This is a genomic window from Paraburkholderia silvatlantica (genome assembly GCF_003096715.1).
GTDB lineage: Bacteria > Pseudomonadota > Gammaproteobacteria > Burkholderiales > Burkholderiaceae > Paraburkholderia > Paraburkholderia silvatlantica.
The window spans coordinates 327168-353561 of the sequence record NZ_QEOL01000003.1; the positions used below are offsets into that span (position 1 = coordinate 327168).

General features: G+C 64.3%; 28 protein-coding genes. 20 read left to right on the forward strand and 8 right to left on the reverse strand.

Annotation, left to right across the window (positions count from 1 at the left end; genetic code table 11):
* Window positions 1–15: 15 nt before the first annotated feature.
* Entirely contained in the window at window positions 16–936 is a 921-nt protein-coding gene (locus tag C7411_RS05890; protein ID WP_110383673.1) for a 3-hydroxyacyl-CoA dehydrogenase family protein, read from the reverse strand.
* 239 nt (window positions 937–1175) lie between these two features.
* Here C7411_RS05890 and rbsK point away from each other — a divergent pair, with 239 nt between their 5' ends.
* From rbsK to C7411_RS05920, 6 genes are all read left to right on the forward strand, one after another.
* A complete protein-coding gene (rbsK, locus tag C7411_RS05895; protein ID WP_110383672.1) occupies window positions 1176–2099 on the forward strand; it encodes a ribokinase in 924 nt (307 codons plus the stop codon).
* The gene (gene rbsD, locus C7411_RS05900; RefSeq protein WP_110383671.1) at window positions 2096–2494 is read left to right on the forward strand and encodes a D-ribose pyranase; all 399 of its coding nucleotides are present in this window, start codon (window positions 2096–2098) and stop codon (window positions 2492–2494) included. The genes rbsK and rbsD overlap by 4 nt, the downstream gene beginning before the upstream one ends.
* A 19-nt stretch (window positions 2495–2513) precedes the next feature.
* Window positions 2514–4007: a sugar ABC transporter ATP-binding protein gene (locus C7411_RS05905; protein WP_309147571.1), complete on the forward strand. Its 1494-nt coding sequence runs from the start codon at window positions 2514–2516 to the stop codon at window positions 4005–4007.
* 43 nt (window positions 4008–4050) lie between these two features.
* Complete coding sequence (locus C7411_RS05910) at window positions 4051–5010, forward strand: ABC transporter permease (RefSeq protein WP_110383669.1); 960 nt, start codon at window positions 4051–4053, stop codon at window positions 5008–5010.
* A 106-nt stretch (window positions 5011–5116) separates the two neighbouring features.
* Window positions 5117–6091: a ribose ABC transporter substrate-binding protein RbsB gene (gene rbsB / locus C7411_RS05915; RefSeq protein ID WP_110383668.1), complete on the forward strand. Its 975-nt coding sequence runs from the start codon at window positions 5117–5119 to the stop codon at window positions 6089–6091.
* Between the two features lie 197 nt (window positions 6092–6288).
* On the forward strand, window positions 6289–7320 hold the full coding sequence (locus C7411_RS05920) for a substrate-binding domain-containing protein (protein ID WP_110383667.1): 1032 nt from the start codon (window positions 6289–6291) through the stop codon (window positions 7318–7320).
* On the opposite strand, the gene C7411_RS38590 is transcribed toward C7411_RS05920, so the two are convergent.
* Window positions 7317–7544 carry a tannase/feruloyl esterase family alpha/beta hydrolase gene (locus C7411_RS38590; protein WP_110383914.1) on the reverse strand — a complete coding sequence of 76 codons (228 nt, stop codon included), beginning with the start codon at window positions 7542–7544 and terminating at the stop codon, window positions 7317–7319. The two genes, C7411_RS05920 and C7411_RS38590, sit on opposite strands and share 4 nt — an antisense overlap.
* On the opposite strand from C7411_RS38590, the gene C7411_RS05930 reads away from it, so the two are divergent.
* The 5 genes from C7411_RS05930 to C7411_RS05950 all read left to right on the forward strand — a co-directional run bounded on the left by C7411_RS05930 (window position 7522) and on the right by C7411_RS05950 (window position 15743).
* Entirely contained in the window at window positions 7522–9483 is a 1962-nt protein-coding gene (locus C7411_RS05930; RefSeq protein ID WP_110383666.1) for an amylo-alpha-1,6-glucosidase, read from the forward strand. The genes C7411_RS38590 and C7411_RS05930 overlap by 23 nt on opposite strands.
* 108 nt (window positions 9484–9591) lie before the next feature.
* Window positions 9592–12318, forward strand: a complete 2727-nt coding sequence (locus tag C7411_RS05935) for an MGH1-like glycoside hydrolase domain-containing protein (RefSeq protein WP_110383665.1) — start codon at window positions 9592–9594, stop codon at window positions 12316–12318.
* Window positions 12319–12531: 213 nt separating this feature from the next.
* The gene (locus C7411_RS05940; RefSeq protein WP_110383664.1) at window positions 12532–13851 is read left to right on the forward strand and encodes a tetratricopeptide repeat protein; all 1320 of its coding nucleotides are present in this window, start codon (window positions 12532–12534) and stop codon (window positions 13849–13851) included.
* A 148-nt stretch (window positions 13852–13999) separates the two neighbouring features.
* Window positions 14000–15220: a TIGR03118 family protein gene (locus tag C7411_RS05945; protein ID WP_110383663.1), complete on the forward strand. Its 1221-nt coding sequence runs from the start codon at window positions 14000–14002 to the stop codon at window positions 15218–15220.
* Window positions 15221–15362: 142 nt separating this feature from the next.
* Window positions 15363–15743 carry a BON domain-containing protein gene (locus tag C7411_RS05950; RefSeq protein ID WP_110383662.1) on the forward strand — a complete coding sequence of 127 codons (381 nt, stop codon included), beginning with the start codon at window positions 15363–15365 and terminating at the stop codon, window positions 15741–15743.
* 68 nt (window positions 15744–15811) lie between these two features.
* Here the strand turns inward: C7411_RS05950 and dmeF are convergent, their stop codons facing one another.
* Entirely contained in the window at window positions 15812–17101 is a 1290-nt protein-coding gene (dmeF, locus tag C7411_RS05955; RefSeq protein WP_110383661.1) for a CDF family Co(II)/Ni(II) efflux transporter DmeF, read from the reverse strand.
* Between the two features lie 7 nt (window positions 17102–17108).
* Window positions 17109–17381 carry a metal/formaldehyde-sensitive transcriptional repressor gene (locus tag C7411_RS05960; RefSeq protein WP_110383660.1) on the reverse strand — a complete coding sequence of 91 codons (273 nt, stop codon included), beginning with the start codon at window positions 17379–17381 and terminating at the stop codon, window positions 17109–17111.
* Window positions 17382–17532: 151 nt separating this feature from the next.
* Here C7411_RS05960 and C7411_RS05965 point away from each other — a divergent pair, with 151 nt between their 5' ends.
* The 6 genes from C7411_RS05965 (at window position 17533) to phaP (ending at window position 21091) form a co-directional block, all read left to right on the forward strand.
* The gene (locus C7411_RS05965) at window positions 17533–17856 is read left to right on the forward strand and encodes an ArsR/SmtB family transcription factor (protein WP_110383659.1); all 324 of its coding nucleotides are present in this window, start codon (window positions 17533–17535) and stop codon (window positions 17854–17856) included.
* Window positions 17857–17868: 12 nt separating this feature from the next.
* The gene (locus C7411_RS05970) at window positions 17869–18345 is read left to right on the forward strand and encodes an ArsI/CadI family heavy metal resistance metalloenzyme (protein WP_110383658.1); all 477 of its coding nucleotides are present in this window, start codon (window positions 17869–17871) and stop codon (window positions 18343–18345) included.
* 22 nt (window positions 18346–18367) lie between these two features.
* Window positions 18368–18862 carry an arsenate reductase ArsC gene (locus C7411_RS05975; RefSeq protein WP_110383657.1) on the forward strand — a complete coding sequence of 165 codons (495 nt, stop codon included), beginning with the start codon at window positions 18368–18370 and terminating at the stop codon, window positions 18860–18862.
* 23 nt (window positions 18863–18885) lie between these two features.
* Complete coding sequence (gene arsB / locus C7411_RS05980) at window positions 18886–19956, forward strand: ACR3 family arsenite efflux transporter (protein ID WP_110383656.1); 1071 nt, start codon at window positions 18886–18888, stop codon at window positions 19954–19956.
* Window positions 19957–20093: 137 nt separating this feature from the next.
* Window positions 20094–20378 (forward strand): CppA family protein, encoded by a 285-nt coding sequence (locus tag C7411_RS05985; RefSeq protein WP_110383655.1) that lies wholly within the window; start codon window positions 20094–20096, stop codon window positions 20376–20378.
* A 419-nt stretch (window positions 20379–20797) separates the two neighbouring features.
* Window positions 20798–21091, forward strand: a complete 294-nt coding sequence (gene phaP / locus C7411_RS05990; protein ID WP_110383654.1) for a phasin family protein — start codon at window positions 20798–20800, stop codon at window positions 21089–21091.
* A 179-nt stretch (window positions 21092–21270) separates the two neighbouring features.
* On the opposite strand, the gene C7411_RS37340 is transcribed toward phaP, so the two are convergent.
* Window positions 21271–21438, reverse strand: coding sequence for a hypothetical protein (locus C7411_RS37340; RefSeq protein WP_165822748.1), 168 nt, complete (start codon window positions 21436–21438; stop codon window positions 21271–21273).
* 207 nt (window positions 21439–21645) lie between these two features.
* On the opposite strand from C7411_RS37340, the gene C7411_RS05995 reads away from it, so the two are divergent.
* The 3 genes from C7411_RS05995 (at window position 21646) to C7411_RS06005 (ending at window position 23068) form a co-directional block, all read left to right on the forward strand.
* Window positions 21646–22239 carry a J domain-containing protein gene (locus tag C7411_RS05995; RefSeq protein WP_110383653.1) on the forward strand — a complete coding sequence of 198 codons (594 nt, stop codon included), beginning with the start codon at window positions 21646–21648 and terminating at the stop codon, window positions 22237–22239.
* An 85-nt stretch (window positions 22240–22324) separates the two neighbouring features.
* On the forward strand, window positions 22325–22654 hold the full coding sequence (locus C7411_RS06000) for a hypothetical protein (RefSeq protein ID WP_110383652.1): 330 nt from the start codon (window positions 22325–22327) through the stop codon (window positions 22652–22654).
* A 117-nt stretch (window positions 22655–22771) separates the two neighbouring features.
* A complete protein-coding gene (locus C7411_RS06005; RefSeq protein ID WP_110383651.1) occupies window positions 22772–23068 on the forward strand; it encodes an H-NS histone family protein in 297 nt (98 codons plus the stop codon).
* A gap of 37 nt (window positions 23069–23105) precedes the next feature.
* Here the strand turns inward: C7411_RS06005 and C7411_RS06010 are convergent, their stop codons facing one another.
* The 3 genes from C7411_RS06010 to C7411_RS37815 form a co-directional block, all read right to left on the reverse strand.
* Window positions 23106–23867, reverse strand: coding sequence for a YoaK family protein (locus tag C7411_RS06010; RefSeq protein ID WP_110383650.1), 762 nt, complete (start codon window positions 23865–23867; stop codon window positions 23106–23108).
* A 230-nt stretch (window positions 23868–24097) separates the two neighbouring features.
* Entirely contained in the window at window positions 24098–24679 is a 582-nt protein-coding gene (locus C7411_RS06015; protein ID WP_110383649.1) for a hemerythrin domain-containing protein, read from the reverse strand.
* A gap of 240 nt (window positions 24680–24919) precedes the next feature.
* Window positions 24920–26029, reverse strand: a complete 1110-nt coding sequence (locus C7411_RS37815) for a hypothetical protein (protein WP_183606397.1) — start codon at window positions 26027–26029, stop codon at window positions 24920–24922.
* Window positions 26030–26394: the final 365 nt, after the last annotated feature.

Consider the following 26394-nt stretch of genomic DNA (forward strand, 5'->3'; position numbering starts at 1 on the left):
CGCAAGTCCGTGCAGTCACCCGAGCGCGATGAGCTTTTTGCGCGCGGCCTTCACGCGCGCGACATGCGCTTCGTCCCAGTCGTAAAAACCCGCGCCGCTGCGCACACCCACGCGGCCTGCTTGTACTTGCGCGCGCAACAAATCGATCACCTCTTCGTCCTTCGCGAGTTCGGGCATGAGATGCGAGGCGATGTCGACGAAGGTGTCGAGGCCGCCCATGTCCGCGCTCTCGAATGGGCCGACGATGCCCCACCGGCGGCCGAGCGACGCCTTCATGACGCGATCCACCACCTCGGGACTCGCTGCGCCCGAACGCACGATATTGAGCGCCTCGCGCAGCACCGCGAATTGCAGCCGGTTGCCGACGAAGCCGGGGATCGCCTTCGCGAGCACCACGGGTTCCATGCCGATCGCGCGCATGAGCGTCTCGGTTCGCGCGGTGACGTCGGGCGTGGTGGCGCGCCCCGGCACGACTTCGACGAGCGGGATCATGTGCGGCGGATTCCAGAAATGCGCGATCAAGAAGCGCTCAGGCGCGGCTAGCGGCCCCGCCAGCAGATCCGGCTCGAAGCCGCTCGTGTTGCTTGCGAGAATCGCATCGGGGGCCAGCACCGCGCCGATTTGCGCATAGAGCCGGTGCTTGAGATCGAGCACTTCGGGTACGGCCTCGAAGACGAACTGGGCTTCGGCCATGGCTTCGAGTGTTGCGCTCGTTTCGATGCGCGCAAGCGCGGCGGCACGTGTGGCCGCATCGATGCGGCCCGCGTCGATCAATTCGTCGAGCACGGCCCGGGCCTTCACGGGCACGCTCTCGAGCCGTGCGGGATCGACGTCATGCACGATCGTGCGCAGGCCGTGCAGTGCACATTGCGTCGCGATGCCGACGCCCATCAACCCCGTGCCGATCACGCCCGCCACCGTCACCGTTTTCTTCATGCTGCGTCATCTCCTTGCTGTTCCTGATCTGGATTCGACAGCATAGCGCTTCGCATGGCACGACGTTGTCCCGCTTCTACGGGCCGTCGAGAACCGGGGACATAGCGACCTGCGCATCCGGTTATACCCTGGGTCTATTTCACTCGCGTGGGGACTCTGGTATAACTGCGCTCCCAAGCTGATCACGTTTTAGCACGGCAAAAAACCGCAGATGCGGCAAGCCGTGGAAAGGGAGTGCAATGGCGCGCGTAGTGGTGGTGGGTAGCATCAACATGGACATGGTCGTCGCGACCGACACGTTTCCCCGGCTCGGCGAGACGCTGTTCGGCACGCATTTCTCGACGCATCCGGGCGGCAAGGGCGCGAACCAAGCGGTCGCAGCGGCGCGCCTTGGCGCCGAGGTGACGATGATCGGCCGCGTCGGCGCCGATGCGTTCGGTGCCGAAATGAAAGCGACGCTGGCGCGCGAAGGCGTCGATATCGCCCATGTGAGCACGGCGCGCGAGGCGACCGGCATCGCGTCAATCACGCTCTCGGGCGGCGATAACGCGATCATCGTCGTGCCAGGCGCGAACCACGCGCTTTCGCCCGAGGACATCGACCGTGCGAGTGCCGCGATCGCACAGGCCGACGTCGTGCTCGCACAACTCGAAGTGCCCTATGCAACGGTGCTGCACGCCGCGCGGCGCGCCCGCGAACACGGCAAGCCATTCTTTCTCAATCCCGCGCCCGCAATCGAACTGAGCGGCGAGCTGCTCGAGCTGACCACGCTGCTCACGCCAAACGAGCATGAGCTCGCGACCGCGCTGCAAACGCCGGAAGGCGCGTGGGCCGAGGTCATCGCGCGCGCGCCCGTGCATGGCCCGCGTATTGCCATGACCCACGGTAAAGACGGCGCGTATTACGCGAACCCCGACGCCGGCGCCAATGGCGCGCTCGTGCATGAGCCGGGATTCGCCGTCGAAGCCGTCGATACGACCGGCGCCGGCGACACGTTCAACGGCGCGCTCGCGGCGTTCTGGCATCTCGGCATCGGCAAGGCCGTGCGGCGCGCGAACGCGGCGGCCGCGCTTTCGGTGACGCGCGCCGGCGCGCAGGGCGGCATGCCCACGCTCGCCGAGCTCGAAGCCTTCCTGAACGCACAAGCCCGGAATTCGCAGTGAAAAAACACGGACATCTGAATCGCGACATCGCACGTGTGCTGGCCCGCATGGGCCACACGGACAGCCTCGTGATCGCCGACTGCGGGCTACCGGTCCCCGACGGCGTGGAATGCATCGACGTTTCGCTCGCGCTGGGCGTGCCCGACTTCTTCGCCGTGCTCGACAGCGTGCTCGCCGATTTCAAGGCCGAGCGCGCAGTGTTCGCGAGCGAGGCGCAGGGACACAACGCGGCCGTGGCGGCGCGCAGCCGCGAGATGGCCGCTGCGCACATCGCCGTGGAGAACGTGCCGCACGAAGAATTCAAGCGCCGCTGCCGCGAGGCGAAGGCGGTGATCCGCACCGGCGAGTGCACCCCCTATGCGAATGTGATTTTGCATTCGGGCGTGATCTTCTGAGAGGTCCAGGATGCAAGTGATGATGCAGGGGATCGGCAAGGCGTTCGGTCCGGTTCGGGTGCTCGAAGGCGTCGATTTCCGCATCGAGGCGGGCGAGATCCACGCGTTGATGGGCGAGAACGGCGCAGGCAAATCGACGCTCATGAAGATCCTGAGCGGCGTGTATCAAGCCGATGCAGGCGAGATCCTCGTGGATGGGCGCCCGGTGCAGATCCGCAGCACCGTCGAGGCCGAACGCGCGGGCATTGCTATCATTCACCAGGAATTGAACCTCATCCCGCAGTTGACGGTGATGGAGAATCTTTTCCTTGGCCGCGAGCCGAGCCGCTTCGGAATGGTCGATATCGCGACGATGCGCAAAGAGGCGCGCAAATGGCTCGACAAGGTCGGTGCGCAGCGTATCGATCCGCAGACCGAGGCGGGGCTGCTCTCCATCGGTCAGCAGCAACTCGTGGAAATCGCCAAGGCGCTGTCGCTGAATGCGCAGGTCCTTGTGATGGACGAGCCGACCGCGGCGCTCACGAACCGCGAGATCGAAACGCTCTTCGAGATCATGCAGTCGCTCAAGGCGAGCGGGGTGGCGATCGTCTACGTTTCGCACCGCATGGAAGAGATATTCCGCGTGTGCGACAAGATCAGCGTGCTGCGCGACGGCCATTTCGTCGGCGAGCGCGCGATTCGCGAGACCGGTTTCGACGAGATCGTGCGCCTGATGGTGGGCCGCGAGATTGGCGAGCGTTTCCCGAAACGCAGCCATGCGCCGGGCGACGTACGCATGAGCGTGGCGGGTCTTGCGGACGACGGCCATATCGAAGGCATTACGTTCGACGTGCGCGCGGGCGAGGTGCTCGGTATCGCCGGACTCATGGGCGCGGGCCGCAGCGAGATTCTGCGCACGCTGTTCGGCGCGAACCGCAAGACTGCGGGCACCGTCATGCTCGACGGCAAGCCGCTCGAGGCGCGCGACGCGTCTGGCGCGATTGCGGCGGGCGTTGGTTTCGTCACGGAAGACCGCAAGCGCCAGGGGCTCGTGCTCGGCATGTCGGTGCGCGAGAACGCGACGCTCGTGCATCTGGACCGGTACGCCACCCTCGGCTTCGTCAACGAGCGCGCGGAGCGCAGCGCTGTCGACGGTCTCATCAAGCAGTTGCGTGTGCGTACGCGCGACGCCGAACTGGACGTCAAGGCCCTCTCGGGCGGCAATCAGCAGAAGGTCGTGTTCGCGAAGTGGCTGGCGCAGCCGCCGAAGGTGCTGCTGCTCGACGAGCCCACGCGCGGCGTGGACGTGGGCGGCAAGGCCGAGATCTACACGATCATCAATCAGCTCGCGGAGCAGGGCGTCGCCATCGTGATGGTGTCGTCCGAGCTGCCCGAAGTGCTGGCCATGAGCGACCGTATTCTCGTCATGCATCAGGGACGCCAGAACGGCATCTTCGAAGCCCGCACGGCCACCCAGGAACGGATCATGACGGCAGCAGCCGGCGGCCCGGCTACGCAAGCTGTCGCGGCCTGAGCGAAGGCGCTGACTCATTCACTGAAAACTAGCGAGACATGACATGTCGCAAGTGACCCTCACCCCCGGCAGCCGGGCGACGCTGCAAAAGCTCGGACCCTTCGTGGCGCTGCTGATCATTTCCGTGGCGCTCTCGATCGTGAGCCGCGATTTCCTCACGCTCGACAACCTGCTCAACGTGATGCGTCAGGCGTCGATCAACGCGCTGATCGCGTTCGGCATGACGCTCGTGATTCTGCTCGGCGGCATCGATCTCTCGGCGGGCTCCGTGCTCGCGCTGTCGTCGGTGATCATCGCGACGCTGCTGAGCGCGGGCACGCCCGCCGTCGTCGCGACGTTCGCCGGCCTCCTGGCCGGCGGCTTGATGGGCTTCGCCAACGGTCTCGTGATCAGCAAGGGCAAGGTCGCGCCGTTCATCGCCACGCTTGGTTCGATGACGGTGCTGCGCGGCCTCGCGCTCGTCGTGTCGAATGGCAGCCCGATCAGCAGCTTCAACAGCGACTTTTTCTCGCTGCTCGGCGGCGGCTATGTCGCGCGCCTCGTGCCGATTCCCGTCGTGCTCATGCTCGTGATGTTCGGCGTGTTCTGGGTTCTGCTGCGCAAGACCGTGTTCGGCCGCCATATCTACGCAACGGGCGGCAATGCCGAATCGGCGAAGCTTTCCGGCGTGAAGGTCGATCGCATCCAGCTGTGGGTATACACGATCGCGGGCGTCATGTCGGCGCTCGCCGGTGTGGTGCTGACCTCGCGGCTGAACTCCGCGCAGCCGACCGCGGGCACGGGCTACGAGCTCGACGCCATCGCGGCGGTCGTGCTCGGCGGCACGAGCCTCACGGGCGGCCGCGGCTGGATCTTCGGCACGCTCGTGGGCGCGCTCCTGATCGGCGTGCTCAACAACGGCCTGAACCTGCTCGACGTGTCGTCGTTCTATCAGCAGGTCATCAAGGGCATTGTGATCCTGCTCGCCGTGCTGATCGACCGCGGCAACAAGAAGTCGTCGTAATACCCGGGCCGCACCACGTTTCATTCGCGTGGCGCGGCAGTTTCACATCCATAGTCATCCTGAGTTTTTATCTCCACACACTCCACATATAACGAGGAGGAAGACAATGCATCAGCACAACTCGCCGTCGATCCCGAAACTCTTTGCGGCGCTCGTCGCCGGTTCGCTCGTGCTGGGCCTCTCGGCCTGCTCGAAGGAAGGTCCGGGCAGCACGGCGGACGCCGGCGCGAGCGGCGCAGCGGCTGCGGCGCCGGCTTCGGGCGGCGCGGTCACGGTCGGCCTGTCGATCTCGACGCTCAACAATCCGTTCTTCGTCTCGCTCAAGAAGGGCGCCGAAGACGAGGCCAGGAAGGACGGCGTGACGCTCATCACCGTCGACGCGCAGAACGATCCGGCGAAGCAGCAGGCGAGCGTGGAAGACCTGATCGAAAAGAAGGTCAACGTCATCCTCATCAACCCGACCGATTCTTCAGCGGTGGCCAACGTCGTGAAGGAAGCGACGAGCAAGGGCATCAAGGTGATTTCGCTCGACCGCAGCGTGAACGGCGCGGAAGTCAGCTCGCATATCGCTTCGGACAACAAGGCAGGCGGCAAGATGGCCGCCGCTTTCCTTGCCGACAAGCTGGGCGGCAAGGGCAACGTCGTCGAGCTGCAGGGCATTCCGGGTTCGTCGGCTGCCAACGAGCGCGGCGCCGGCTTCGACGACGAAATCGCGGCAAAAGGCGGCGTGAAGATCGTCACGAAGCAGCCGGCCGACTTCGATCGCGCCAAGGGTCTTTCGGTGATGGAAAACATCATCCAGAGCAACAAGGACATTCAGGGCGTGTTCGCGCAGAACGACGAAATGGCGCTGGGCGCGGTGAAGGCGCTGCAGGCTGCGGGCCTGAAGAACGTGGCCGTGGTCGGCTTCGACGCCACCGACGATGCGATCGCCGCGGTCAAGGCCGGCCAGATGGCCGCGACCGTGCAGCAGCAGCCCGAACTGATCGGCCAGTATGGCGTGCAGGCCGCGAAGAAGGTGGTCGACGGCCAGCCGGTCGACAAGTTCATCCCGGTGCCGCTGAACCTGTACAAGCAGTAAGCCCGTTTTCAGGCGCGCGCGAGCGTAGTACCATCGGACGCGAAGGTCTTCGCGTACGCGCGCGCTTGAGAGCGACTGCGCGCCCCGTGCCATACGGGGCGCTTCGTTTTGGGGCTTGCCCTCGCTCGCCGCCGCGTCGCCGGCGCTTCGCCCCCGCGTTCATCCGATCCCCAACCTACATCCAGCAGGAACGCCGCGTGTCCCAGTTCGAGCGTCTGACTATCGACGACATTGCTCGCCTCGCGGAGGTTTCGCGCACCACGGCCAGCATGGTGCTCAACGGCAATGCCGAGCGTTACCGCATATCGGCGGCGACGGTCGAGCGCGTGCTGCAGGTGGCGAGGGACCATCATTTCACGCCGTCGCAATCGGCGCGCGCGCTACGCTCGCGGCGCAGCAACACGATCGGCCTCGTGATACCCGATCTGACCAACTCGGCGCACGCCGCGCTTGCCCAGGCCATGGAATGGCAATGCCGCGAGCGCTACCGCTATCAGCTCGTGATCGTGACGAGCGACGAAGATCCGGTGCGTGAGACCGAGGGCATCGCGCGTCTGGTCGCGCAGCAGGTGGACGGCGTGGTGGTCGTGCCGTGCACCGCCGATGCGCCGCGCTACGACAAGTGGGTCAAGCGTCTGCCGATCGTGTTCGCCGACCGCCGCGTGGCGGCGAGCGCGATTCCCTATGTGATTACCGACGCCGCCGAAACGGTGGCCGCTTTGGTGGGCGAGACGATCGGGCAAGGCGCGCGGGAAGTGGTGTTCTTCGGCGGCCAGCCGGAACTCTCGCCGAGCCGCGACCGCCTGGCGGGCTATCGGCTCGCGCTCGAGCGGCATGGCATTGCGGAGCAGGCCGACTGGGTGTTTCAGCGCGACTACCAGAGGGAGTCGGGCTATGCGCTGATGAAGGCCTGGTTCGAGGCGCATGGGCGTTATCCCGAGGCGCTGTTCGCCGGTTCGATCACGTTGCTCGAAGGATTGCTCGAATTCGTGAACGAAGCGCATCAACTGGCCCAGGCGCCGGGCCGCGTGATGACCTTCGACGATCATCAACTGCTCGACTGCCTGCCGCTTCGCATCGACGCCATCGTGCAGGACAGCGCGCAACTTGCGCAACATAGCCTGCGTTGCGTATTCTCGCTGCTCGAAGGCGAAGGCTCGCCCGAGTCCATTCAGGTGCCCGCGCAGATCCATTATCGGCAGCGGCACGGGCGGCCTGACCTGCGCTAACCCTGCACGCACGTAAACGACTTCGCGCTGTTCACGCCGCTCGCGCCGTTATAGCTGGGCCAGGCGGGAAACTGGCACGGCGGCTGCGTGCGGCCCGGCACGCCCGCGGTGTCGGTCACGATCTGGCGCGCCGGCGGTGTGCCGTGCCCGACCCAGTTGGTAGTATCTTTGCGCAGGTGATCCACGAGAGCAGGACAACCGATGACGCGTCTTGACAGCCCCATCGATGCGCAGCGCCTCGACGACGAATGGCTCGAAGCGGACGGCGCCGGCGGATTCGCGTCCGGCACGGTCGGCACCGCGCGCACGCGCCGCTATCATGCGCTGCTGCTCACGGCTGCGCAGCCGCCTACGAACCGCGTGGCGCTCGTCAACGGCATCGAAGCCTGGCTCGAGGACGGGGAGCGCAAGACTGCGCTGACGATGCAGCGCTACGCACCAGACCTGCTCTATCCCGATACCTCGGAGCGCATCGCAAGCTTCGACACATCGCCGTGGCCCACGTGGCGCTACCGGCTGGAAGGCGGCGCCGAGCTCACGGCAGAAGTGTTCGTGGCCAAGGCGAGCCGCGAGACCGTGCTGCGCTGGCGGCTCGACGTGTCGTCCGGGACTGGCGATGCCGTGCTGAAAGTCCGCCCGTTGATTTCGGGCCGCGACTATCACGGGCTGCATCACGAGAACGCGGCATTCGATTTCAACGCCCGGATCGACGGCGAGCACGTGCGCTGGCAACCGTACCGCGATCTGCCCGCCATCGTCGCGCACGCGAACGGCGGCTATGCGCACGCGCCGGACTGGTACCGCAACTTCTGCTATACGCGCGAACGCGAGCGCGGCCTCGACTGCATCGAGGATCTCGCGACGCCAGGCGTGTTCACGTTCGATCTGCGCAAGGCAGACGCTGTCATGTTGTTGCGCGCGCAATCATCGCCGGGCGCACCCGATGCCTCGTTCGACAGCCGAGAAAGCGCGATGAGCCGCGCGCAACGGCTCGCCGGCTTCGAAGAGGTGCGCCGGGCGTCGCCCGGCTCGCGCCTGCAGCATTCAGCGAGCGCCTATGTCGTCGCGCGCGGCGACGGCCGCACGATCGTCGCGGGCTATCCGTGGTTCACCGACTGGGGCCGCGATACGTTCATCGCCATGCGTGGCCTGCTGCTCGCGAACGGGCGCTATGAGGAGGCCGGCACGATCCTGCTCGAATGGGCGGCGGCCGTTTCAGAGGGCATGCTGCCGAATCGCTTCCCCGACGCGGGCGGCGAGCCCGAATACAACTCCGTCGATGCATCGCTGTGGTTCGTCGTGGCGGTGCACGACTACTTCGCCGCGGCGAACGTGCCGCGCGGAGCGCGGCATGCGCTGCAAAGCGCCGTCGACGCCATCCTCGAAGGCTATGCGCGCGGCACGCGCTACGGGATCGCAGCCGATCCGCGCGACGCGCTGCTGCGAGCGGGCGTGCCGGGCGTGCAGCTCACCTGGATGGATGCGAAGGCGGGTGACTGGGTGGTCACGCCGCGCATTGGCAAGCCGGTCGAAATTCAGGCGCTGTGGATCAATGCGCTGCGCATTGCCGCGGCATGGGATACGCGCTGGCGCGAACTCGAAGCGCGCGCCAGCGCCTCGTTTGCCGGGCGCTTTGTCGATCCGTCGACGGGCGCGCTCTTCGACGTGGTCGACGTCGATCATGTGGAGGGCACGGCCGATCGCTCGATTCGGCCGAACCAGATCTTCGCAGCAGGCGGTCTGCCGTTCGCGCTGCTCGAAGGCGATGCGGCGCGCCCGGTCGTCGCGCAGGTCGAGGCCAATCTGCTCACGCCGATGGGGCTGCGCACACTCGCACCGTCGGACCGCGCGTATCGTGGGCAGTACCGTGGCGGCGTGCTGGAGCGCGACGGCGCCTATCATCAGGGCACTGTCTGGCCCTGGTTGCTCGGCCCCTTCGTGGACGCCTGGCTGCACGTGAACGGCGATCACGCGGCGCAGCGCGCGCTTGCTCGCGAGCGGTTCGTCGTGCCGCTGCTCGCGCATCTCGACCGGGCCGGGCTCGACCATGTTTCCGAGGTCGCCGATGGCGACGCTCCGCACCCGCCCGGCGGCGCACCGTTCCAGGCATGGTCGCTCGGCGAATTGCTGCGCGTTCTCAAGCGGCTTGGCGACGCCGGCTAGCCCGCACCCGCGGCGCGGCGCGCGCGCCCGACGGGCAAACCGCGCTAGCATGGGAGACTCGCGGCGTTCGCCGCTCGCGCCCCACCTCGGCGGCCCCAATTCAAGGAGATGCCCATGCTGCAGCGCGCCGCCGGCCTCATCCACACGGTCGAAGGCCAACGCCTGTACTCGGCCGATTACGCCCGCTGGCAGCGCTGGGGACCGTACCTCAGCGAGCGCCAATGGGGCACGGTGCGCGAGGACTATAGCGAGCATGGCACCGCGTGGGACTACTTCCCGCACGACCACGCGCGCATGCGCGCCTATCGCTGGGGCGAAGACGGTCTGGCCGGTTTCGCCGACGAGCGGCTGGACTGGTGTTGTTCGCTCGCGCTGTGGAACGGCCTCGACCCGATTTTGAAGGAACGTCTGTTCGGCCTCACGAATCAGGAAGGCAATCATGGCGAGGACGTGAAGGAACTGTACTTCTACCTCGACAGCACGCCGACGCATTCGTATATGCGCATGCTCTACAAGTATCCGCAAGCCGCGTTTCCCTACCAGGACCTGATCGACGAAAACGCGCGGCGCGGCGTTGGCCTGCCCGAATATGAAATCCTCGACACGGGCGCATTCGACGACGAGCGTTATTTCGATGTGCAGATCGAATACGCGAAGCACACGCCGGAAGACATCGTCATGCGCGTGACCGTCGAGAACCGCGCCGGGCAACACGCGTCGATCGACGTGTTGCCGCAGATCTGGGCGCGCAATACGTGGTCGTGGAAGGCCACGGGCAAGCCGTCGCTCGCGCTGGTTTCGTCGGCGGGGGGCGAACACGTCGTCGCGCACTGTGGCACGCACGAACCGCTCGTCGTGACGGCTGCCGCAAAAGGAGGCGAGCGCGTCGAATGGCTGTTTTGCGAGAACGAGACCAATGTGAAGCGTCTCTTCGGCATGGACGGCGCCGGTCCATTCAAGGACGGCTTCGACGACTATGTCGTGCACGGCAACCACGACGCGATCCGGCGTGACGCGGGCACGAAGGCGGCCGCGCGCGTGCATCTCGAGATCGCGGCGCACGGCCGCGCGGTCGTCACGTTCCGCTGGCGTCCGCTGTCCTCGCCGAAGGACGACGTGGCGCTCGACATCGACAGCCTGTTCGCGCAGCGCATCACCGAAGCGGACGCGTTCTACGACGCGTTGCAGCGCGACATCGAGAGCGCCGACGCGAGGCTCGTGCAGCGCCAGGCGCTGGCGGGCATGCTGTGGTCGAAGCAGTACTACCAGTACGACGTGAACCGCTGGATGGAAGGCGACCCGCTGCAGCCGCCACCGCCCGCGGCGCGCCAGCGCGGGCGCAACGCAGACTGGCGGCATCTGTGCAACGCGGACATTCTCTCGATGCCGGACAAATGGGAGTACCCGTGGTATGCGTCGTGGGACCTCGCGTTTCAGGCGGTCGCGTTCGCGCTGGTCGATCCGATGTTTGCAAAGAAACAGATGCTGCTGCTCGTGAAGGACCGCTATCAGCATCCGAACGGCCAGTTGCCCGCCTACGAATGGGCCTTCGGCGACGCGAATCCGCCCGTGCACGCGTGGGCGGCGTGGCGCGTGTATGAGATCGATCGCGCAATCACCGGCAAGGCAGACCGGGATTTTCTCGAACTCATCTTCCACAAGCTGCTGCTGAACTTCTCGTGGTGGGTGAACCGCAAGGACGCAGACGGCCGCAACATCTTCCAGGGCGGCTTCCTCGGGCTCGACAACGTCGGCATCTTCGACCGTTCGTCGCCGCTGCCAACAGGCGGGCACCTCGACCAGGCGGACGGCACCGCGTGGATGGCGGCTTATGCGCTCGACCTGATGCGCATCGCGCTCGAGCTCGCGTTCGCAAACCATGTGTTCGTCGATATCGGCGTGAAGTTCTTCGAGCACTTCCTGTATATCGCGGGGGCGGTGAGCTGCGACGACGGCTGTGAGACGGGCCTGTGGGACAGCGTGGACGAGTTTTTCTACGACAAGCTGAGGCTGCCGGACGGCAGCAGCGTGCCGCTGCGGATGCGCTCGATTGTCGGGCTGATTCCCTTCTTCGCGGTGCGCGTGCTGGAAGAGCGGGTCCACGGCGGGCTGCCGGGCCTGCGCGAGCGGCTCGTTTTTTTCCTCCAGCACCGGCCCGACCTTGCCCGTCTCGTGTCGCGCTGGAACGAACCCGGCAAGGGCAATGCATTGCTGCTCTCGCTATTGCGCGGGCACCGGATGAAGGCGCTGCTTCGGCGTATGCTCGACGAAGCCGAGTTTCTCTCGGACCACGGCGTGCGTGCGCTCTCGCGCGCCCATCTCGACGAGCCTTTCGTCTACCGGCACAACGGTTGCGACTTCCGCGTCAAGTACCTGCCCGCCGAATCGGACTCGCGCGTATTCGGCGGCAATTCGAACTGGCGCGGCCCGGTGTGGATGCCGGTCAACTATATGCTGATCGAGTCGCTGTACGAATTCCACCGCTACTATGGCGACGATTTTCGCGTCGAGTATCCGACCGGCTCAGGCAAGAAGCTTTCGCTCGCGCAGATCGCCGACGAGCTCGCGCGCCGCGTCACGACGCTCTTTCTGCTCGACCGCAACAACGAGCGCCCGGTGATGGGCGCGTACCCGCTGCTGCAGGCCGATCCGCGCTGCCGCGATCTCGTGCTGTTTCACGAGTATTTCCATGGCGACAACGGACGCGGCGTCGGCGCATCGCACCAGACCGGCTGGACGGGGCTCGTCGCGCTGATGCTGCAGCCGCGCATGATGAGCCCCTCGGGCAATGTGCCGGTGGCGGGCCAGATCGAAGACGTGGAGGCGGTGAAGTGAGCGCGAAGGATCAGCCTCGTTGATAACTGTGTGCCGCGAACCGGCACTCGCCATGTTTAAGAGTTGGTCAGGAGATAACACCCGCGCCGCCCGAAATTCGCAAACATGGCCAGAACGCCCGGCAGTAAAGCGTTCGAGAGTACTGGCACAGTCGATGCGTTCACGCCGACCGACAGTTGGGCACAGCCAGCTGCAGCCGAGTCGAGGTGCAACATGTCGAGCGTTCCAGATCGCAGGCCCGCGGGTCTTTCGCATGTGTTGTTGCTGATCGAACTGATCGGCCGCGCTCCACGGGAGCTATGGCCCTTTGTGCTGACCTGGGTCATCGTGGTGCTGACCGTTCCCTTTTGCTGGCTCGTCATCTCGGGCGCGCTCACGCAACACGTGCTGGTGCCGCCGGTGCAAACGCCGAAAGCGCTGGCCGAAACCGGCTATGCCCCGGAATTGCTGGCAGAACGCATTCTTGCGGCGATGCGCGGAATCAGCAGCGACAGCGACGCGGTTCCGCACGATGTATCGCTGGCCGATAACGACAGCCCGGATATCAAGCTGCCGGGCCAAGACATGTCCTATGCCTCGATTGTCGGGTTTCTCAAATCGACGCTGTTCAGGAACAAGCAGGACGTGGTCGTCCATATCGGCATTACGCATGCGGTCGACGGTGCGGATGCGTATATCGCGCATATCCAGATCGAAAACGGTCCGTTCAACGCCATGCACGAGGACGTTGCGTTCACAGGCAAGGACTTCAACCAGTCGGTGCGAGACATCGCGATCGAAGTCATGCGTCTCGTCGAACCGAATACGCTCGCGAGCCACGTGTTCTCGACGGTGCAAAAGACACGGTGTTCGCCGGGTCAATGCGACTACAGCGACGTCGAAGCGATCTATGACGATGTCCTCGGCCGGCCAGGCTCGCCGCAACGCCAATGGGCGCTCGCTGGAAAAGGCTGGCTGCTGCTGAGGCAAAACCGCTCCGAGGAGGCGGAACAGCAGTCGCGCGACGCGCTGTTGCTGTATCCGCACTCGGCCGTCTTGCGGGCCAATCTCGGCATTGCGCTCGAGCAGGAGCATAGAATCGACGCCGCGATCAAGGAGCTTCGCGCGGGCGCCCACGAGCGGTGGAGCACCGCGGAAAACCAGCGCCTGCTCGGCGACGTCTTGTTGCACGCGCACCGGTATGCCGAAGCCCTTAGCGCGTTTCACCGCGCGGACGAAATGCACCACGACGATGTGAACATCCTGCATGACTGGGGAGAGGCGCTCATCGACAACGGTCAATACGAGGCGGCGGTCGTCAAGCTCGCGCATGCGGTGGAGCTTCGTCCCGATCTCGCGCCCTCGTATGAACTATGGGGGCAGGCGCTGGAAAACGAAGGCGATCTGTCTCATGCGGCCCAAAGATATGCCGAGGCGGACAAGCGCGACAGCGGGGCGCTGACGCCGCACGAAAAGCAGCTCGCCCTGCCTGGTACGCCGCGCAGATTGCCGCCGGTATCGGCGAGTCTGCAGGCGCCGCAGAATCACGCATAGCGTTCGTTTGCCCGCCATGTATTTTTCGCTAGCTAGTTCAGTCATTGCGTTCTCCCGCAAAGCAAGCCCTTGTTCTTCGCTGGAATAAACGCTGTGTCTTCCTCGTTCTTTTTCCGTTAGTCCTTTGGACTGAACGAGGAGTGCGGTCATGAAGTCTCTACTCGCCGTATTGGGCGTCGTAGCATGTGGCGCGGCCATCGCGACGCTCGTGTCGTGTGGCGGCAGTTCCGGTTCCAGCTCGGGTTCCGGCAGTGCGGGCGTGCCCGTCCAGTCGTCGTTCGCGGCGACGGCGCTCGTTTCCGATGGCGCGGTGGCGGCCGCGCACATCGACGGGAATCTGAAAAACCCGTGGGGTGTCGCCTTCAATCCGAAAGGTTTCGCGTGGGTTGCGGACAACGGCACCAATGTCGCAACACTCTATGACGGCAACGGCGTGCCGCAATCGCTGATCGTCGCAATACCCAGCGGGAAGAACGGCACGGCATCGCCCACGGGCATCGTCTTCAACGGCACACAAAGCTTTACCGTCACGGAAAACGGCAAGTCCGGCGTCGCGGCATTCATCTTCGCGGGCGAGGGCGGCACCATCACCGCGTGGGCGCCAGCGGTCGGGCCGACCAACGCGTTCGTCATGTACGACGACGGCACGGGCGGCGCCGTGTACAAGGGTCTCGCGCTCGCGACGATGAACAACGCGAATTTCCTCTACGCGACCGACTTCCATAACAACAAGATCGACGTTTTCAATACCTCATTCAACAAGGTCAAGATGCCCGGCGGCTTCACGGACCCGGCAATCCCGGCCGGCTTCGCGCCGTTCGGCATTCAGGCGGTCGGCTCGAATCTGTTCGTCACGTATGCCATGCAGGACGCGGCCAGGCACGACGATGTCGCAGGCGCGGGGCTCGGCATGGTCGACGTGTACGACACGGCCGGCAACCTGAAGCAACGCTTCGCGACAGGGAGTCCGCTCGATGCGCCATGGGGCATTGCCCAGGCGCCGGCAAACTTCGGTTCGATGAGCGGCGCGATACTGATCGGCAATTTCGGTAATGGCGCGATCAACGCGTTCAACGCATCGAACGGCCAGTCGATGGGGCCGCTCACCGGGTCGAACGGCAAGGCGCTTGTCGAACCGGGCGTGTGGGGCATTGCGTTCGGCAACGACCTCAGCAATCAGCCTTCCAATACGCTGTTTTTTGCGGCGGGGCCGAATGACGAAGCCGATGGCGTGTATGGAAGGATAGATTTGAATGCGACGTCGAACACAGGCGCGACTACCGGCACCGGCACCGGCACCGGCACCGGCACCGGCACGGGCACGGGCACGGGCACGGGTGCAGGGACGGGCATGGGCATGGGCATGTAGCGCGCGGCACATTGCCGACGCGCTTCGCGACAGTCGAAGCGTGCCTTTCCGCCGTCGATGGCGCCGACGCGTGAATTCCTGTGAGAACATACGCGTAGAGGTGGCGCTTTTTCCTCGGTTGACTCGACCCGGCGGAGGCAGCATGAACAGAAACGGTGCGAAGGGAACGATCTGCGTGATGGTGTTCGTGGCTGTCGCGAACTGCGCTGCCAATGCGAACGCGCAAGCCGGTATGAACGAGCCGGTCCGTGTGGCCGTGCAAAGAGTCTCGGCATCGACACCCGGAAGCCGGCCGGATAGCTCGGTGGTGCGCGACGTTCGCCGTGCTATCAGGCGCGTCCCGGATCTCGACGATTCGGACATTCACATCCGGGTCAGCCATGGTGTCGTCACGCTCTCGGGCACAGTCCCACAGACCTGGCAGATCTCGCGCGCGGCCAATGCGGCAAGGCCGGTGCTGGGCGTGAAGGCCGTGACGAACCGCTTGACAGCCCGGAAAGGGGACGCGCCGGCCAGCGAGTAGTGTCTCGCGCGCTGCCGTCCGCGGCGGCGCCCGATCTTTTCGTGGCAAGGCGATTTGAGTGCCGCCGCTCAAGCGGCGGCACGCGCGGGATTCACTTCGACCGTCACATGCGACAGCCCCTTGAAGCGTTTGAGCGCCGCATGATAGAAGCTCGGGCTGCGTTGCGCTTCTCGCGTAATAACCGATACGACGGCACTCATGTGGCCGGGACCGACTCGCCATACATGGAGGTCGAGCACGGTGTCGCCATTGTCCTCGATGACGTGGCGAACGTTCTCGGCCATGCGTCTGTCCAGATTCATGTCGAGCAGGATGCCTCCCGTGTCGCGCATCAAGCCCCACGACCAGTTCGCAATCACCAGGGCGCCGACCACGCCGGCAAGCGGATCCATCCAGAGCCAGCCGAACTCGCGGGCGAGCAGGAGACCGATGATCGCGAGCACGGAAACCGCTGCGTCCGCGATAACGTGAATGTAGGCCGAACGGATATTGTGGTCGCGATTCGAGGCGGCCTGTGCGTCGTCGTGATCGTGTGCGTGTTCCTCGAACCCGATCTGATGCTCTCCATCGGGCAGGCGGACAACGGCCGTGAATGCATGCGGCTCGGGAATGTCATCTTTCGATTCCAGCCAGGTCCCACGGTCGGCAAACGCGAAAGTTTGCCGGGTTCCGTCGGGGCGAACCGTCGTGACTGAAACCGCATCGGCAGGCAGCTTTGAAGACGCCGTTTCCGGCGTAATGCGGAAGACGGGCGGCACACCCTCTTCGAAGATCGATACGGCGAAAACGCCCGCGCTACCGAAGATACGATGCGCCTCTTCCTCATGACCGTGGTCGTCTTCGTGCCCATGCCCATGCGCGTGGCCGTGCCCATGTCCATGATGATGACCGTGATGGTCGCCGCTGAGCAGCCAGACGCTGGCGAGATTGACCAGCAGGCCTAGCACCGCGATAGGGATCGCCTGGCCGAAGTGAATGGGTACTGGCGAAAGGAAGCGCGATACGGCCTCGTACACGATCAGCAGCGCGATCATGGCGAGCACGATGGCGCTCGTAAAGCCCGCGAGGTCGCCCAGCTTCCCGGTGCCGAATACGAAGCGGCTATCGCTCGCATGCCTGCGCGCGTAGGTGTACGCCAGCGCGGCGATCAGCATCGCGCCTGCGTGTGTCGACATGTGCAGACCATCCGCGACGAGCGCCAGTGAACCGAAAAGGCTGCCGCCGACGATCTCGGCCACCATCATCGCGCTGCACAGCGCAATCACCATCCAGGTTCTGCGCTCGTTGTCCTCGTGGGCGGCGCCCAGGAAGATATGGTCGTGTCCCGCTCCAAAGGCGGTGTCCTCGAACTTGCTCATGGTTCTCTTACTTGAAGTAGCTGTGCACCACTTCGATTAGCTGCTCTGTCGCGCTGCCATGCTCGTCGTCGGGCTCTGCGTCGACCAGATGGGTGCGAACGTGGTCCTCAAGGACGACGGCGAGCAGCCCGTTCATGGCGCCGCGACAGCTCGTAACCTGCTGCAGCACTTCCATGCAGCCGCGCTCTTCCTCTAGCGCCCTTTCAATCGCTTCGACCTGCCCCTTGATTCGACGAATGCGGTTAAGCAGCTTCTGCTTTTCGCGGATCGTATGGCTCATGCCTGTTCTCCTCGATGAGCACGAAGTGTAACATCAATAGGGTAGGGGGGTATACCAAGTCGAAGCTGAAATCGGTCGGATGCGCTGCGCGTGACTAAACGTCGGCCGGGAATTGGTTGCGGCGAGTCGTTATTTTGAATATATTGGAAATATGGAAGAGAAAGACATTGTCCGCGCCCTTGCGGCGCTTGCCCACGAATTGCGTCTGCGCGTTTTCCGGATGCTGGTTGTCGCCGGGCCGGACGGCTTGACGCCCGGCACCATCGCGACACAGCTGGATCTGCCCAATGCAACGCTCTCCTTTCACCTGAAGGAACTCATGCACGCCGGGCTGGTGACTCAGGAACGCGATGGGCGCAGCCTGATCTATCGGGCTGCCTACGGGCAGATGAATGCAGTCCTCGGCTTTCTGACCGAGAACTGCTGCCAGGGGCAGGCTTGCCTCGCGTCGGGCGCAGATTCATGTCAATGCTGACGGAGAACCTCGATGAAGCGGTTTCACATTCACGTCCACGTGGACGATATCGCAGCCAGTGTCGCGTTCTATTCGAAGCTGTTCGGCGCAGAGCCGACGCGAATCGAAGCGGATTACGCGAAGTGGATGCTGGACGATCCTCGCGTGAACTTCGCGATCTCGACGCGCGGTTCGAAGGTCGGTGTCGACCATCTGGGTTTCCAGGTTGACGACACGGCGGAGCTGGCCGAACTCGCGCAGCGTGCGCAGGCCGCGGACATGACCTTGCTCGACCAGGGCGAAACGACCTGCTGCTATGCGCGCAGCGACAAGCACTGGATCGTCGATCCGCAAGGCATCGCCTGGGAGCACTTCCATACGCTCGACACCACGCCGGTCTATGGCGAAAGCCGGCAGGCAGTGCCGGTGTCGGGCGCGGAGAACTGCTGCGGGCCTGGCGCGATGCCCGTTGCCATTCCCGTGAAACCGGCCGGTTCGGCCTGCTGTTGATCACGGCGCATCTGATAACACCATGACCACCAACGTCCTGATTCTCTGCACGCACAATTCAGCGCGCAGCGTGCTTGCCGAAGCCATGCTGAACCACTGGGCGAAGAAGCTCGGCAAGGACGTACGCGCGTTCAGCGCCGGCAGCGCCCCGAGCGGCCGCATCAATCCGTTCGCACTCGAAGCGTTGACGAACGCGGGTATCGATACGGAAGGCTATCGCAGCAAATGCTGGGACGAGTTCGCGCAGGACGGCGCGCCGCCAATGCGCATCGTCATCACGGTCTGTGACAGCGCCGCCGCTGAAGCGTGTCCGCTGTGGCCCGGTAGCCCCGTCAGGGTCCACTGGGGCTACGCCGATCCGTCGAACGCACCGGGCGGCGACGAAGGCAAGCGCCAGGCATTCGAGCTCACACGCCAGGCCATCGGCTATCGCATGCTGCAACTGCTCGAACTGCCCATCGACCGTCTGGAGAATGCCGGGCTCCAGCAGGCGCTCAACGCCATCCTGCAAAGCTGAACCCTTCTGCTTCGAACTCACAGATGAACACCTCCAATGTTGCGGCTTCGCGCGAGACTGCGGCGAAACCGGCCATCAGCTTTTTCGAGCGATACCTGAGCGTCTGGGTCGCGCTTTGCATTGTCGCCGGCATCCTGCTCGGCAAGGTGCTGCCCGGCGTCTTTCAGGCGATTGGCCGGATGGAATACGCACACGTCAATCTGCCGGTCGGCCTGTTGATCTGGGTGATGATCGTCCCGATGCTGGTCAAGGTCGATTTCGGCGCACTGCACGAAGTGCGTCAGCACATAAAGGGCATCGGCGTCACGCTCGTCGTCAACTGGCTGGTCAAGCCGTTCACGATGGCGTTCCTCGCGTGGCTCTTCATCAAGCAGTGGTTCGCGCCGATGCTGCCAGCGGCGCAGCTCGACAGCTATGTGGCCGGGCTGATCCTGCTGGCCGCGGCGCCCTGCACGGCGATGGTGTTCGTCTGGAGCCGCCTGACTGGCGGCGATCCGCTCTTCACGCTCTCGCAGGTCGCACTCAACGACAGCATCATGGTGGTCGCGTTTGCGCCGCTCGTCGGTCTGCTGCTCGGGATCTCGGCGATCACGGTGCCGTGGGCGACGCTGCTCACGTCGGTCGTGCTCTACATCGTCATTCCGGTGATCCTCGCGCAGATCGTGCGCAAGGTGCTGCTCGCGGGAGGTGAGGTCGTATTTGAGGCAGCGATGGCGAGGATGGGTCCCTGGTCGATCACGGCGCTGCTCGCGACGCTGGTGCTGCTGTTCGCGTTCCAGGGCGAGGCCATCCTGAAGCAGCCGCTCGTCATTGTGCTGCTCGCCGTGCCGATCCTGATCCAGGTATTTTTCAATGCGGCGCTGGCGTACTGGCTCAATCGCGCGGTCGGCGAAAAGCACAATATCGCCTGTCCGTCGGCCCTGATTGGCGCGTCGAACTTCTTCGAGCTGGCCGTCGCCACGGCAATCGGCCTGTTCGGCTTTAACTCGGGCGCCGCGCTGGCAACGGTCGTGGGCGTACTGATCGAGGTGCCGGTCATGCTGCTCGTCGTGCGCATCGTCAATCATTCGAAAAACTGGTACGAGTGCGCGTGAAGAGCGGGACGGCGTCCGTCCAGCCCGCGCCCGCCATGCTCCGCGAACTCCCCAGGGAGTCGGTCCAAACTTCCCTTGCGCTGGCGCACAATACTGTATAAATTCACAGTATGTGTTTACGTCCAGTGGAGCGTCGCATGGAATCGCTAATTCGCATTGTGAATGACGAGGACCGTCAGGCGTTTGAATGGCTGGTGGCAAATGTAGGGGCGGATCGCGTGGCTGCGGCGACCCGGCGGCTTGCTGGCGGAGGGAAGCGGCCGTTTGTTTCCGCGCTGTGCAGATACCTCGGGGCATGGCCACCTGCTGCGCGTCGTGCCCGAAAGGTTGAGTCTGTTCACACGGCCGTTGGCGATCTGCATCTGGCGCGCATACGCGAGCTGCTTGCGCAACGCAACGCGGTAAAAGCCAGCGCGCATTGATCGGCCAGTCCCCCTTGCTCGAGGGGCAACAGCGTTGCACTCACAATCCGCTTGCGACGAATCCTCATCGCAAGCGGTGTCTTGTTTGACGTCTTGCCTCATCTAACAGCGCGAAACCCATCATTCATCTTTTCTTGTCTGACTGGCTAAGACCCAATCTGACAAGTCAACTTTTCGCAAACCTGTTCGACATTCGCCGCCGCCGTACTTCGGGGCGAATCCGTCTGCACAATGAATTGGGGAAACTCCCGATTCAACTAGCATTCATGAGGCGGATTTAACAAAGTTAGAATCAACGTTCTAGATCGACACCGCCATTCGCTTCTGAATGGGCAACGCCACTCGCGTTGAAACGCCATACATCAAACGCTGTCGATACAGACATAACGCTTGATGAAATGCACGGGGGATAAATTAGTATGTCTAATCAAAAATTGGTTGCGGCGGGAAGCGAATCATGGGCCGCAAAGTTCACAACGTTGACTGGTCATCTATTCGAAGGTTTTTGTGAACTCTCGCGCCTGAATCTCGCAACTTGCAGGTCGATATTCGCCGGGTCGCAACAGCACTTCGAAGGCCTGTTGTCCGCGCAGACGCCCGAGCAATTTGTCCGCAACCAGGTCGAGATATTGCCGTGGGTGGCTTCGCAGGCGGCCGGGTACACTCGCGCATGCATGGATATCGCATCGGAGACTGCGGCGAAGCTGCGCTAGCACGCATCGCGTTTGGGCCGCGAGTGCGCTCGCAGTCGCGAAGAAGCGCGACTAAACAGGATCGCCCCCGCGTGGCGCCTCAGGCGATGCGCTCCTGCGGGCGGTCGCCCGCGTGCGCTGATTGGCGGTCGAGACCGCATAGTCTGTCACATGGACGGGCTATATTCAGAGTGCGTTGCTCACAATTGGGTTGCGATCCGCATGGATCCGAGGAGGCTGACGTGGACCCGTCCTGGCTGGGTATGGCTGCCGGCACGATCGTGCTCGTAATAGCCGCAGTGGGTGTCACCGCTCACTACCGGCGCGAACGGCGCAGAGCCGATTTGCTGCGCAATCTCGATCACCACGAGTGGTGTCGCTGGACACGGGTTCGACGCTGAGAACCCCGTGCTGCGCTCGGGCGGTGCAGGCGGATTCCGGTATCCGCTGCCCGTTTGCTTAGGATAATTGAGCAGTTGACGCCTCGCGATCGCCATCGAGCGCCATCGATCGCGCGATGCGTCTGCGCATGACATGCTAGGATCGACGGCATCTCAGTTCCATTTGTGCGAGCCATGGCGACGTTGTATGACTTGCTGGGCGTACGCGACGACGCAAGCGACGCAGACATCAAGCGGGCCTACCGCAGGGCCGCGATGAAAGCGCATCCCGACCGTAATATGGGACGCGAAGCCGCTGCGCATGCGCAGTTCCAGGAGATCAAGGAAGCGTACGCGATTCTTTCCGATCCGGCGCAACGCAGCGTCTACGACGCGGTCTATGCCGAGGAGATGGGGCGTATCGCCCGTGAACAGGCAGAAGAGGCGCGTTTGCAGGAGGCGGCCCGTCAGGAGGCGTATGCGCGGTACGTGTCTGTAGCCATGCGCTTCGCGGAGCAGGGCTACAACCGCGACGTCGTGTTCGGCGCTCTGCTCGCTGGCGATTGCGAATCCCAACTGGCCGGGCGCATTGCCGACGGCGCCATCGCGCTGCACCTGTCGCGTCAGGCGGGTAGCGCCACGCCCCGCAATGCCGGCGAGCCGGAAGAGGCCATGCCGCCGTCTTCATCGCACGGCGCGGGCGACGAGGAGTCGCAAAAGTCCGACGATCGTCATCACGCCAACTTCTTTAGCGCGATCTGGCACGGTATGTTCGGGTTACATCCCTGAGCGCGCGTCGCGCTGCCAAAATGAGCCGAACAGGCGGGAGCGGGGGTACGATAGTGGCCGATACACTACTCAGCGTGGCCATCCTATGACTGCGAACTCACATGCCGCCCGCAATGTCGACACAGAGGCATTGGCAACCTTGTCCGAGTACCTGGAGCTTGCGCTCGATAAGGGGGGAAGCCTGATTCTCGTTCGAACGCCTGGCGGGAAGAACGAGGTCTATCTGGGGGACCCCGCGCTGTTGCCGGAAGACTGGACGCACCTCGGCGCGATTGCGGAACCGGTGGCCCGGGCGATACTGGACGGCACGCGCTCCGGGCTCAACGAACTGACGATCCAGGCACAAAACTATCGTTTCATACGGTTGTTCGCCCAGGCGGCCGATGTGGGAGCAATCGTCTTCGTCACGGCCTGAGCGGCCTGCTGCGTGGGCGTGCTTTCGCCGCCGCGAAAGTATGCGATCACGTTTGAAGGGGCCGTGAGCGAAAGCCACTATGATTAGCGAGTAGTGTCCTCGCGCAGGAGACGATTCGTGGCAACGTACAAGGAACTCAAGGCGCAACTTGCGGAACTCGAGCGTCAGGCGGCCATCGCCCGTCAACAGGAGTTCGAGACGGTTCTCGCCGATATCCGCGCAAAGGTGGCCGAATTCGGGTACACGCAGCAAGACATCTTTGGTAGCCGTCGCGGCAGGTCGGGGCTTTCGCATAGCGCGGCGCCCCCGAAATATCGGGACCCCGCAAGCGGCGCGACCTGGTCCGGCAGGGGACGCGCACCGAACTGGATCAAGGACGCCAGGAACCGCGACCGGTTTTTGATAAGCGAGTGAGTTGCCCGCTATCGGCCGCCGGCGACCGACGTCATCCTCAGAACAGGTCGCGCAGCGGCAGGCGACGCAAATCGTCGGAGACCGGAACGCTCGCCAGAATCACCAGCAGCATCGCCAGGGGAACGCCCGCGGCAAATCCATAATGCCGGAACGCCAGTGCGCCCAGCGTTCCGCCCAGCAAAAACATGCCGAGCAGGGAGCCCAGTATGCGTACGCGCTGCATATCGGCCGCCACGTGATGCGACGTTGAGGCCGGCACGCCCCAGTTCCAGTAGAGCGCCTTCCCAAGTTCGATTCCCAGATCTGTCACGATGCCGGTCACATGCGTCGTGCGGATTTCGGCTTGCGAGATTTTCGTGATCATGGCGTTCTGCACGCCCATGATGTAACAGAGCACTGCCACCGTCAGCGGCACGAAGAGAACGCGATGGATGCCGAGATTCGCGCCGAGCGCGGCGAAGCAAAGGAGCAGGGCGGCTTCGAGCAGGAGCGGCAGCGCGTAGACGCTGCGCGCGCAACGACGGCGTCCCCAGTTGATCAGAATGGCGGAAGTCGCGGCACCACTCGCAAAGGCAAGGACGGAACTGACAGCGGACAACGCGATACCGCTATTGCCAAGCGCGGTGCTGTCGGCAAGCGAAGAGACGATGCCCGACATATGCGACGTGTATTGCCCAACGGCGAGGAACCCGCCGGCATTGATCGCACCGGCGACCCAGGCCAGTGCACGGCCAAGCCGCAGGTTGGCCTGCTCGGTGCGTTCGATAGAGGTGAAGCTGCGCAGATAGTGAATGGGCACGACGGCGTTCCAGGCTACGGGCGTCCAAACGTACAGTGTACGACGTGGACGGATTGCACGGCCTAACGTCATCTGGCGCTGGGGGTGCGGTTATTTGCCGCAGGGCTTGCCACGTTGTCGTGAATTCGTGTAGTCCGACTGCACGTGCCTTTTTCGCGCGAGACCCGCGTCTCGATCGAGCGTCCGCAAGACCGGAGGGGCGATCGGCGATGCGATCGCGGTGAGATCGTTCAGCCTTGCGCTTCGGGCATCGTCTGGACGATCAAGCTGTAAAGATCGTTGAGATTGTCCTCGGACTCCAGACTCTCGAACGGATCGCGATTCGCGCCGAACGCCTCATCGATCTCCATCCAGTCGGATGGCGTCAAATAACGTTGCGCGCCGGGCAGGATGACGGATTCTTCGAGGTGCCGGTGACTGGCGTAAAAGTCGGCGTAACCGTATACGCCGTCACGCAACGCTGGCAGCAAATCGGCGCCAGCAAGTTCATATCGTGTGAGTGCGCGTTCGAGTGCGTGAATGCGCAGCTTGCCCTCCTCGTGCTGGCGCGCGAGTTCCCCGATGGCAGCGTCGAATTCATCGGTGCGTTCTTGAAGCCGCGCGAAAAGATATTGTTCTTCTTTGGGATGATGGACCTGCTCGGGGAATTCGCTGATGTAGTAGAGCATTGCCCGCATCAGCATGGCGTTGCGTAGGCCGGAGCCGGACGCCATGCCATCGATCACACGCAACATGCCGCTGACGATACTCTTCAGGTGGCGGTGTTCGCTCAAGATCACTTGTGTCGCATTGCGGCGGGTGGCGAGTTCCATGTCGGGCTCCGTGAGAGGAGCGGCCGACCTGGGGCAAGGGAGCAGAGGGGGTGGGGACAGCGCTGTGTGGTCAGCCGCGGCTGATTCACTATGCGCCCCGCGTTTCACGATGCATTGATTCTTGTCAATTTCTGCTCGCTGTGCGGGCCGCTAACGGACGTCCGGGCAGCGGATATCGGCACGGCGATTCGTCACCGTGCCGATATCGAGGCGACCTGCCTCGGGAGCGCATGAATGCGGTCAGGGTGTGCTCGTTGGAGTCAGGATGGGTGGTTCGTACCCGCCCGTGTCCACGGCGAAACCCGCTTTGGTGGTCCCACCCCCGCCCGCCGGGCCGCCGCCGTTCGCAGCCCGGGCGGGACCGGCGCCGCTGCCCGTGCCGGACACGCCTGGCGGGCCGTAGTCGTTCGCAACCGGCTCGGCACCTGGCCTCGCAACCGCACCAGGGGCCGGACGCACTACGCCCGGCGGCGCGAAGTTCGCAACCGGCGCACTGGGGGCGCCGTTGGTTGTGCCCCGGACCGACGTGGTCGCGCTCGTTGGCGGGGCGTAGTCGTTCCTGGCTGGCGCGGGCACTGCCACAGTTCTCATGCGTTGAGCCGAGTCCGGAGGTTGCGGCGGTGGGGCGTATGCGGCGGTAACCGGTGCGTCGATGATCGGCGCCGGTGGAGGAGGTGGCACGATTTCCACCATGGCCGTAGGCGCACCCATGCCCGGTGCGCCGCGGCCTAAAGGTCCACCTGGGCCGCCTGCGCTCGCGCTACCTGAGGAACTCCCCGCACTCGAGCTACCGCCTGCACCGGAGTTACTACCACCGGCGCTACTGCCACCGGAACTGCCTGCACCGGAACTGCTGCCTGCGCCGGAACCGCTGCCTGCGCCGGAACCGCTGCCTGCGCCGGAACCGCCTGCGCCGGAACCGCCTGCGCCGGAACTGCCTGCGCCGGAACTGCCTGCGCCGGAACTGCCTGCGCCGGAGCTACCTGCGCCAGATCCCGAGCCCGAGCCTGCGCCAGATCCCGAGCCGTGACCGGCGCCCGCACCACCGCCCGCACCGGCGCCCGCACCACCGCCCGCACCACCGCCCGCACCACCGCCCGCACCACCGCCCGCACCACCGCCCGCACCGGCGCCCGCACCGCCGCCCGCACCGCCGCCCGCACCCGCGCCCGCGCCGCCGCCCGCACCCGCGCCCGCGCCGCCGCCCGCACCCGCGCCCGCGCCGCCGCCGTGACCTCCACCATTGCCGCCGCCGTTCCCGCCGCCATTACCACCGGCTGCGCCATAAGCCGCACCCGACAGGGCCAAAGCGAGCACCCATACCACGGTCTGCTTCGTTGATCGGTTCATGGTTCCCCCCTGTTTCGCGCAAGCCGCTTCAAACACGCGACTTGCCCGCGCAAAGCCGCTCCGCGCGTTTGTCAACGGGCGCGCAAGCGATGTTCCCCACGCGTTCCTCCCGATGCGTGTCGTCGGCATTGTTCAGAAGAACTCTCTTCGTTGCGACTCCGCCTCCTATAAGCGGAACGCAACGACTTATCGCGGCAGAATACGGCGATTGGAAATCCGCGTCATCTCTCATTTGATTCGCATCGCGAATCAATCACACTCATATGATTCGCAGACCCGGTAAACGACCTGGCCTATATGTGGATTGTCAGGGCTAGCGGTTGAGTTGGAACAGGTTGGCGAAGAAAGACTAGCGAATGGCGTAG

Coding starts and splice junctions, on each gene's coding strand:
- C7411_RS05890 (WP_110383673.1), bottom strand. CDS start 936: ATGAAGAAAACGGTGACGGTGGCGGGCGTGATCGGCACGGGGTTGATG.
- rbsK (WP_110383672.1), top strand. CDS start 1,176: ATGGCGCGCGTAGTGGTGGTGGGTAGCATCAACATGGACATGGTCGTC.
- C7411_RS05905 (WP_309147571.1), top strand. CDS start 2,514: ATGATGCAGGGGATCGGCAAGGCGTTCGGTCCGGTTCGGGTGCTCGAA.
- C7411_RS05910 (WP_110383669.1), top strand. CDS start 4,051: ATGTCGCAAGTGACCCTCACCCCCGGCAGCCGGGCGACGCTGCAAAAG.
- rbsB (WP_110383668.1), top strand. CDS start 5,117: ATGCATCAGCACAACTCGCCGTCGATCCCGAAACTCTTTGCGGCGCTC.
- C7411_RS05930 (WP_110383666.1), top strand. CDS start 7,522: ATGACGCGTCTTGACAGCCCCATCGATGCGCAGCGCCTCGACGACGAA.
- C7411_RS38590 (WP_110383914.1), bottom strand. CDS start 7,544: ATGGGGCTGTCAAGACGCGTCATCGGTTGTCCTGCTCTCGTGGATCAC.
- C7411_RS05935 (WP_110383665.1), top strand. CDS start 9,592: ATGCCCATGCTGCAGCGCGCCGCCGGCCTCATCCACACGGTCGAAGGC.
- C7411_RS05940 (WP_110383664.1), top strand. CDS start 12,532: ATGTCGAGCGTTCCAGATCGCAGGCCCGCGGGTCTTTCGCATGTGTTG.
- C7411_RS05945 (WP_110383663.1), top strand. CDS start 14,000: ATGAAGTCTCTACTCGCCGTATTGGGCGTCGTAGCATGTGGCGCGGCC.
- C7411_RS05950 (WP_110383662.1), top strand. CDS start 15,363: ATGAACAGAAACGGTGCGAAGGGAACGATCTGCGTGATGGTGTTCGTG.
- dmeF (WP_110383661.1), bottom strand. CDS start 17,101: ATGAGCAAGTTCGAGGACACCGCCTTTGGAGCGGGACACGACCATATC.
- C7411_RS05960 (WP_110383660.1), bottom strand. CDS start 17,381: ATGAGCCATACGATCCGCGAAAAGCAGAAGCTGCTTAACCGCATTCGT.
- C7411_RS05965 (WP_110383659.1), top strand. CDS start 17,533: ATGGAAGAGAAAGACATTGTCCGCGCCCTTGCGGCGCTTGCCCACGAA.
- C7411_RS05970 (WP_110383658.1), top strand. CDS start 17,869: ATGAAGCGGTTTCACATTCACGTCCACGTGGACGATATCGCAGCCAGT.
- C7411_RS05975 (WP_110383657.1), top strand. CDS start 18,368: ATGACCACCAACGTCCTGATTCTCTGCACGCACAATTCAGCGCGCAGC.
- arsB (WP_110383656.1), top strand. CDS start 18,886: ATGAACACCTCCAATGTTGCGGCTTCGCGCGAGACTGCGGCGAAACCG.
- C7411_RS05985 (WP_110383655.1), top strand. CDS start 20,094: ATGGAATCGCTAATTCGCATTGTGAATGACGAGGACCGTCAGGCGTTT.
- phaP (WP_110383654.1), top strand. CDS start 20,798: ATGTCTAATCAAAAATTGGTTGCGGCGGGAAGCGAATCATGGGCCGCA.
- C7411_RS05995 (WP_110383653.1), top strand. CDS start 21,646: ATGGCGACGTTGTATGACTTGCTGGGCGTACGCGACGACGCAAGCGAC.
- C7411_RS06000 (WP_110383652.1), top strand. CDS start 22,325: ATGACTGCGAACTCACATGCCGCCCGCAATGTCGACACAGAGGCATTG.
- C7411_RS06015 (WP_110383649.1), bottom strand. CDS start 24,679: ATGGAACTCGCCACCCGCCGCAATGCGACACAAGTGATCTTGAGCGAA.
- C7411_RS37815 (WP_183606397.1), bottom strand. CDS start 26,029: ATGAACCGATCAACGAAGCAGACCGTGGTATGGGTGCTCGCTTTGGCC.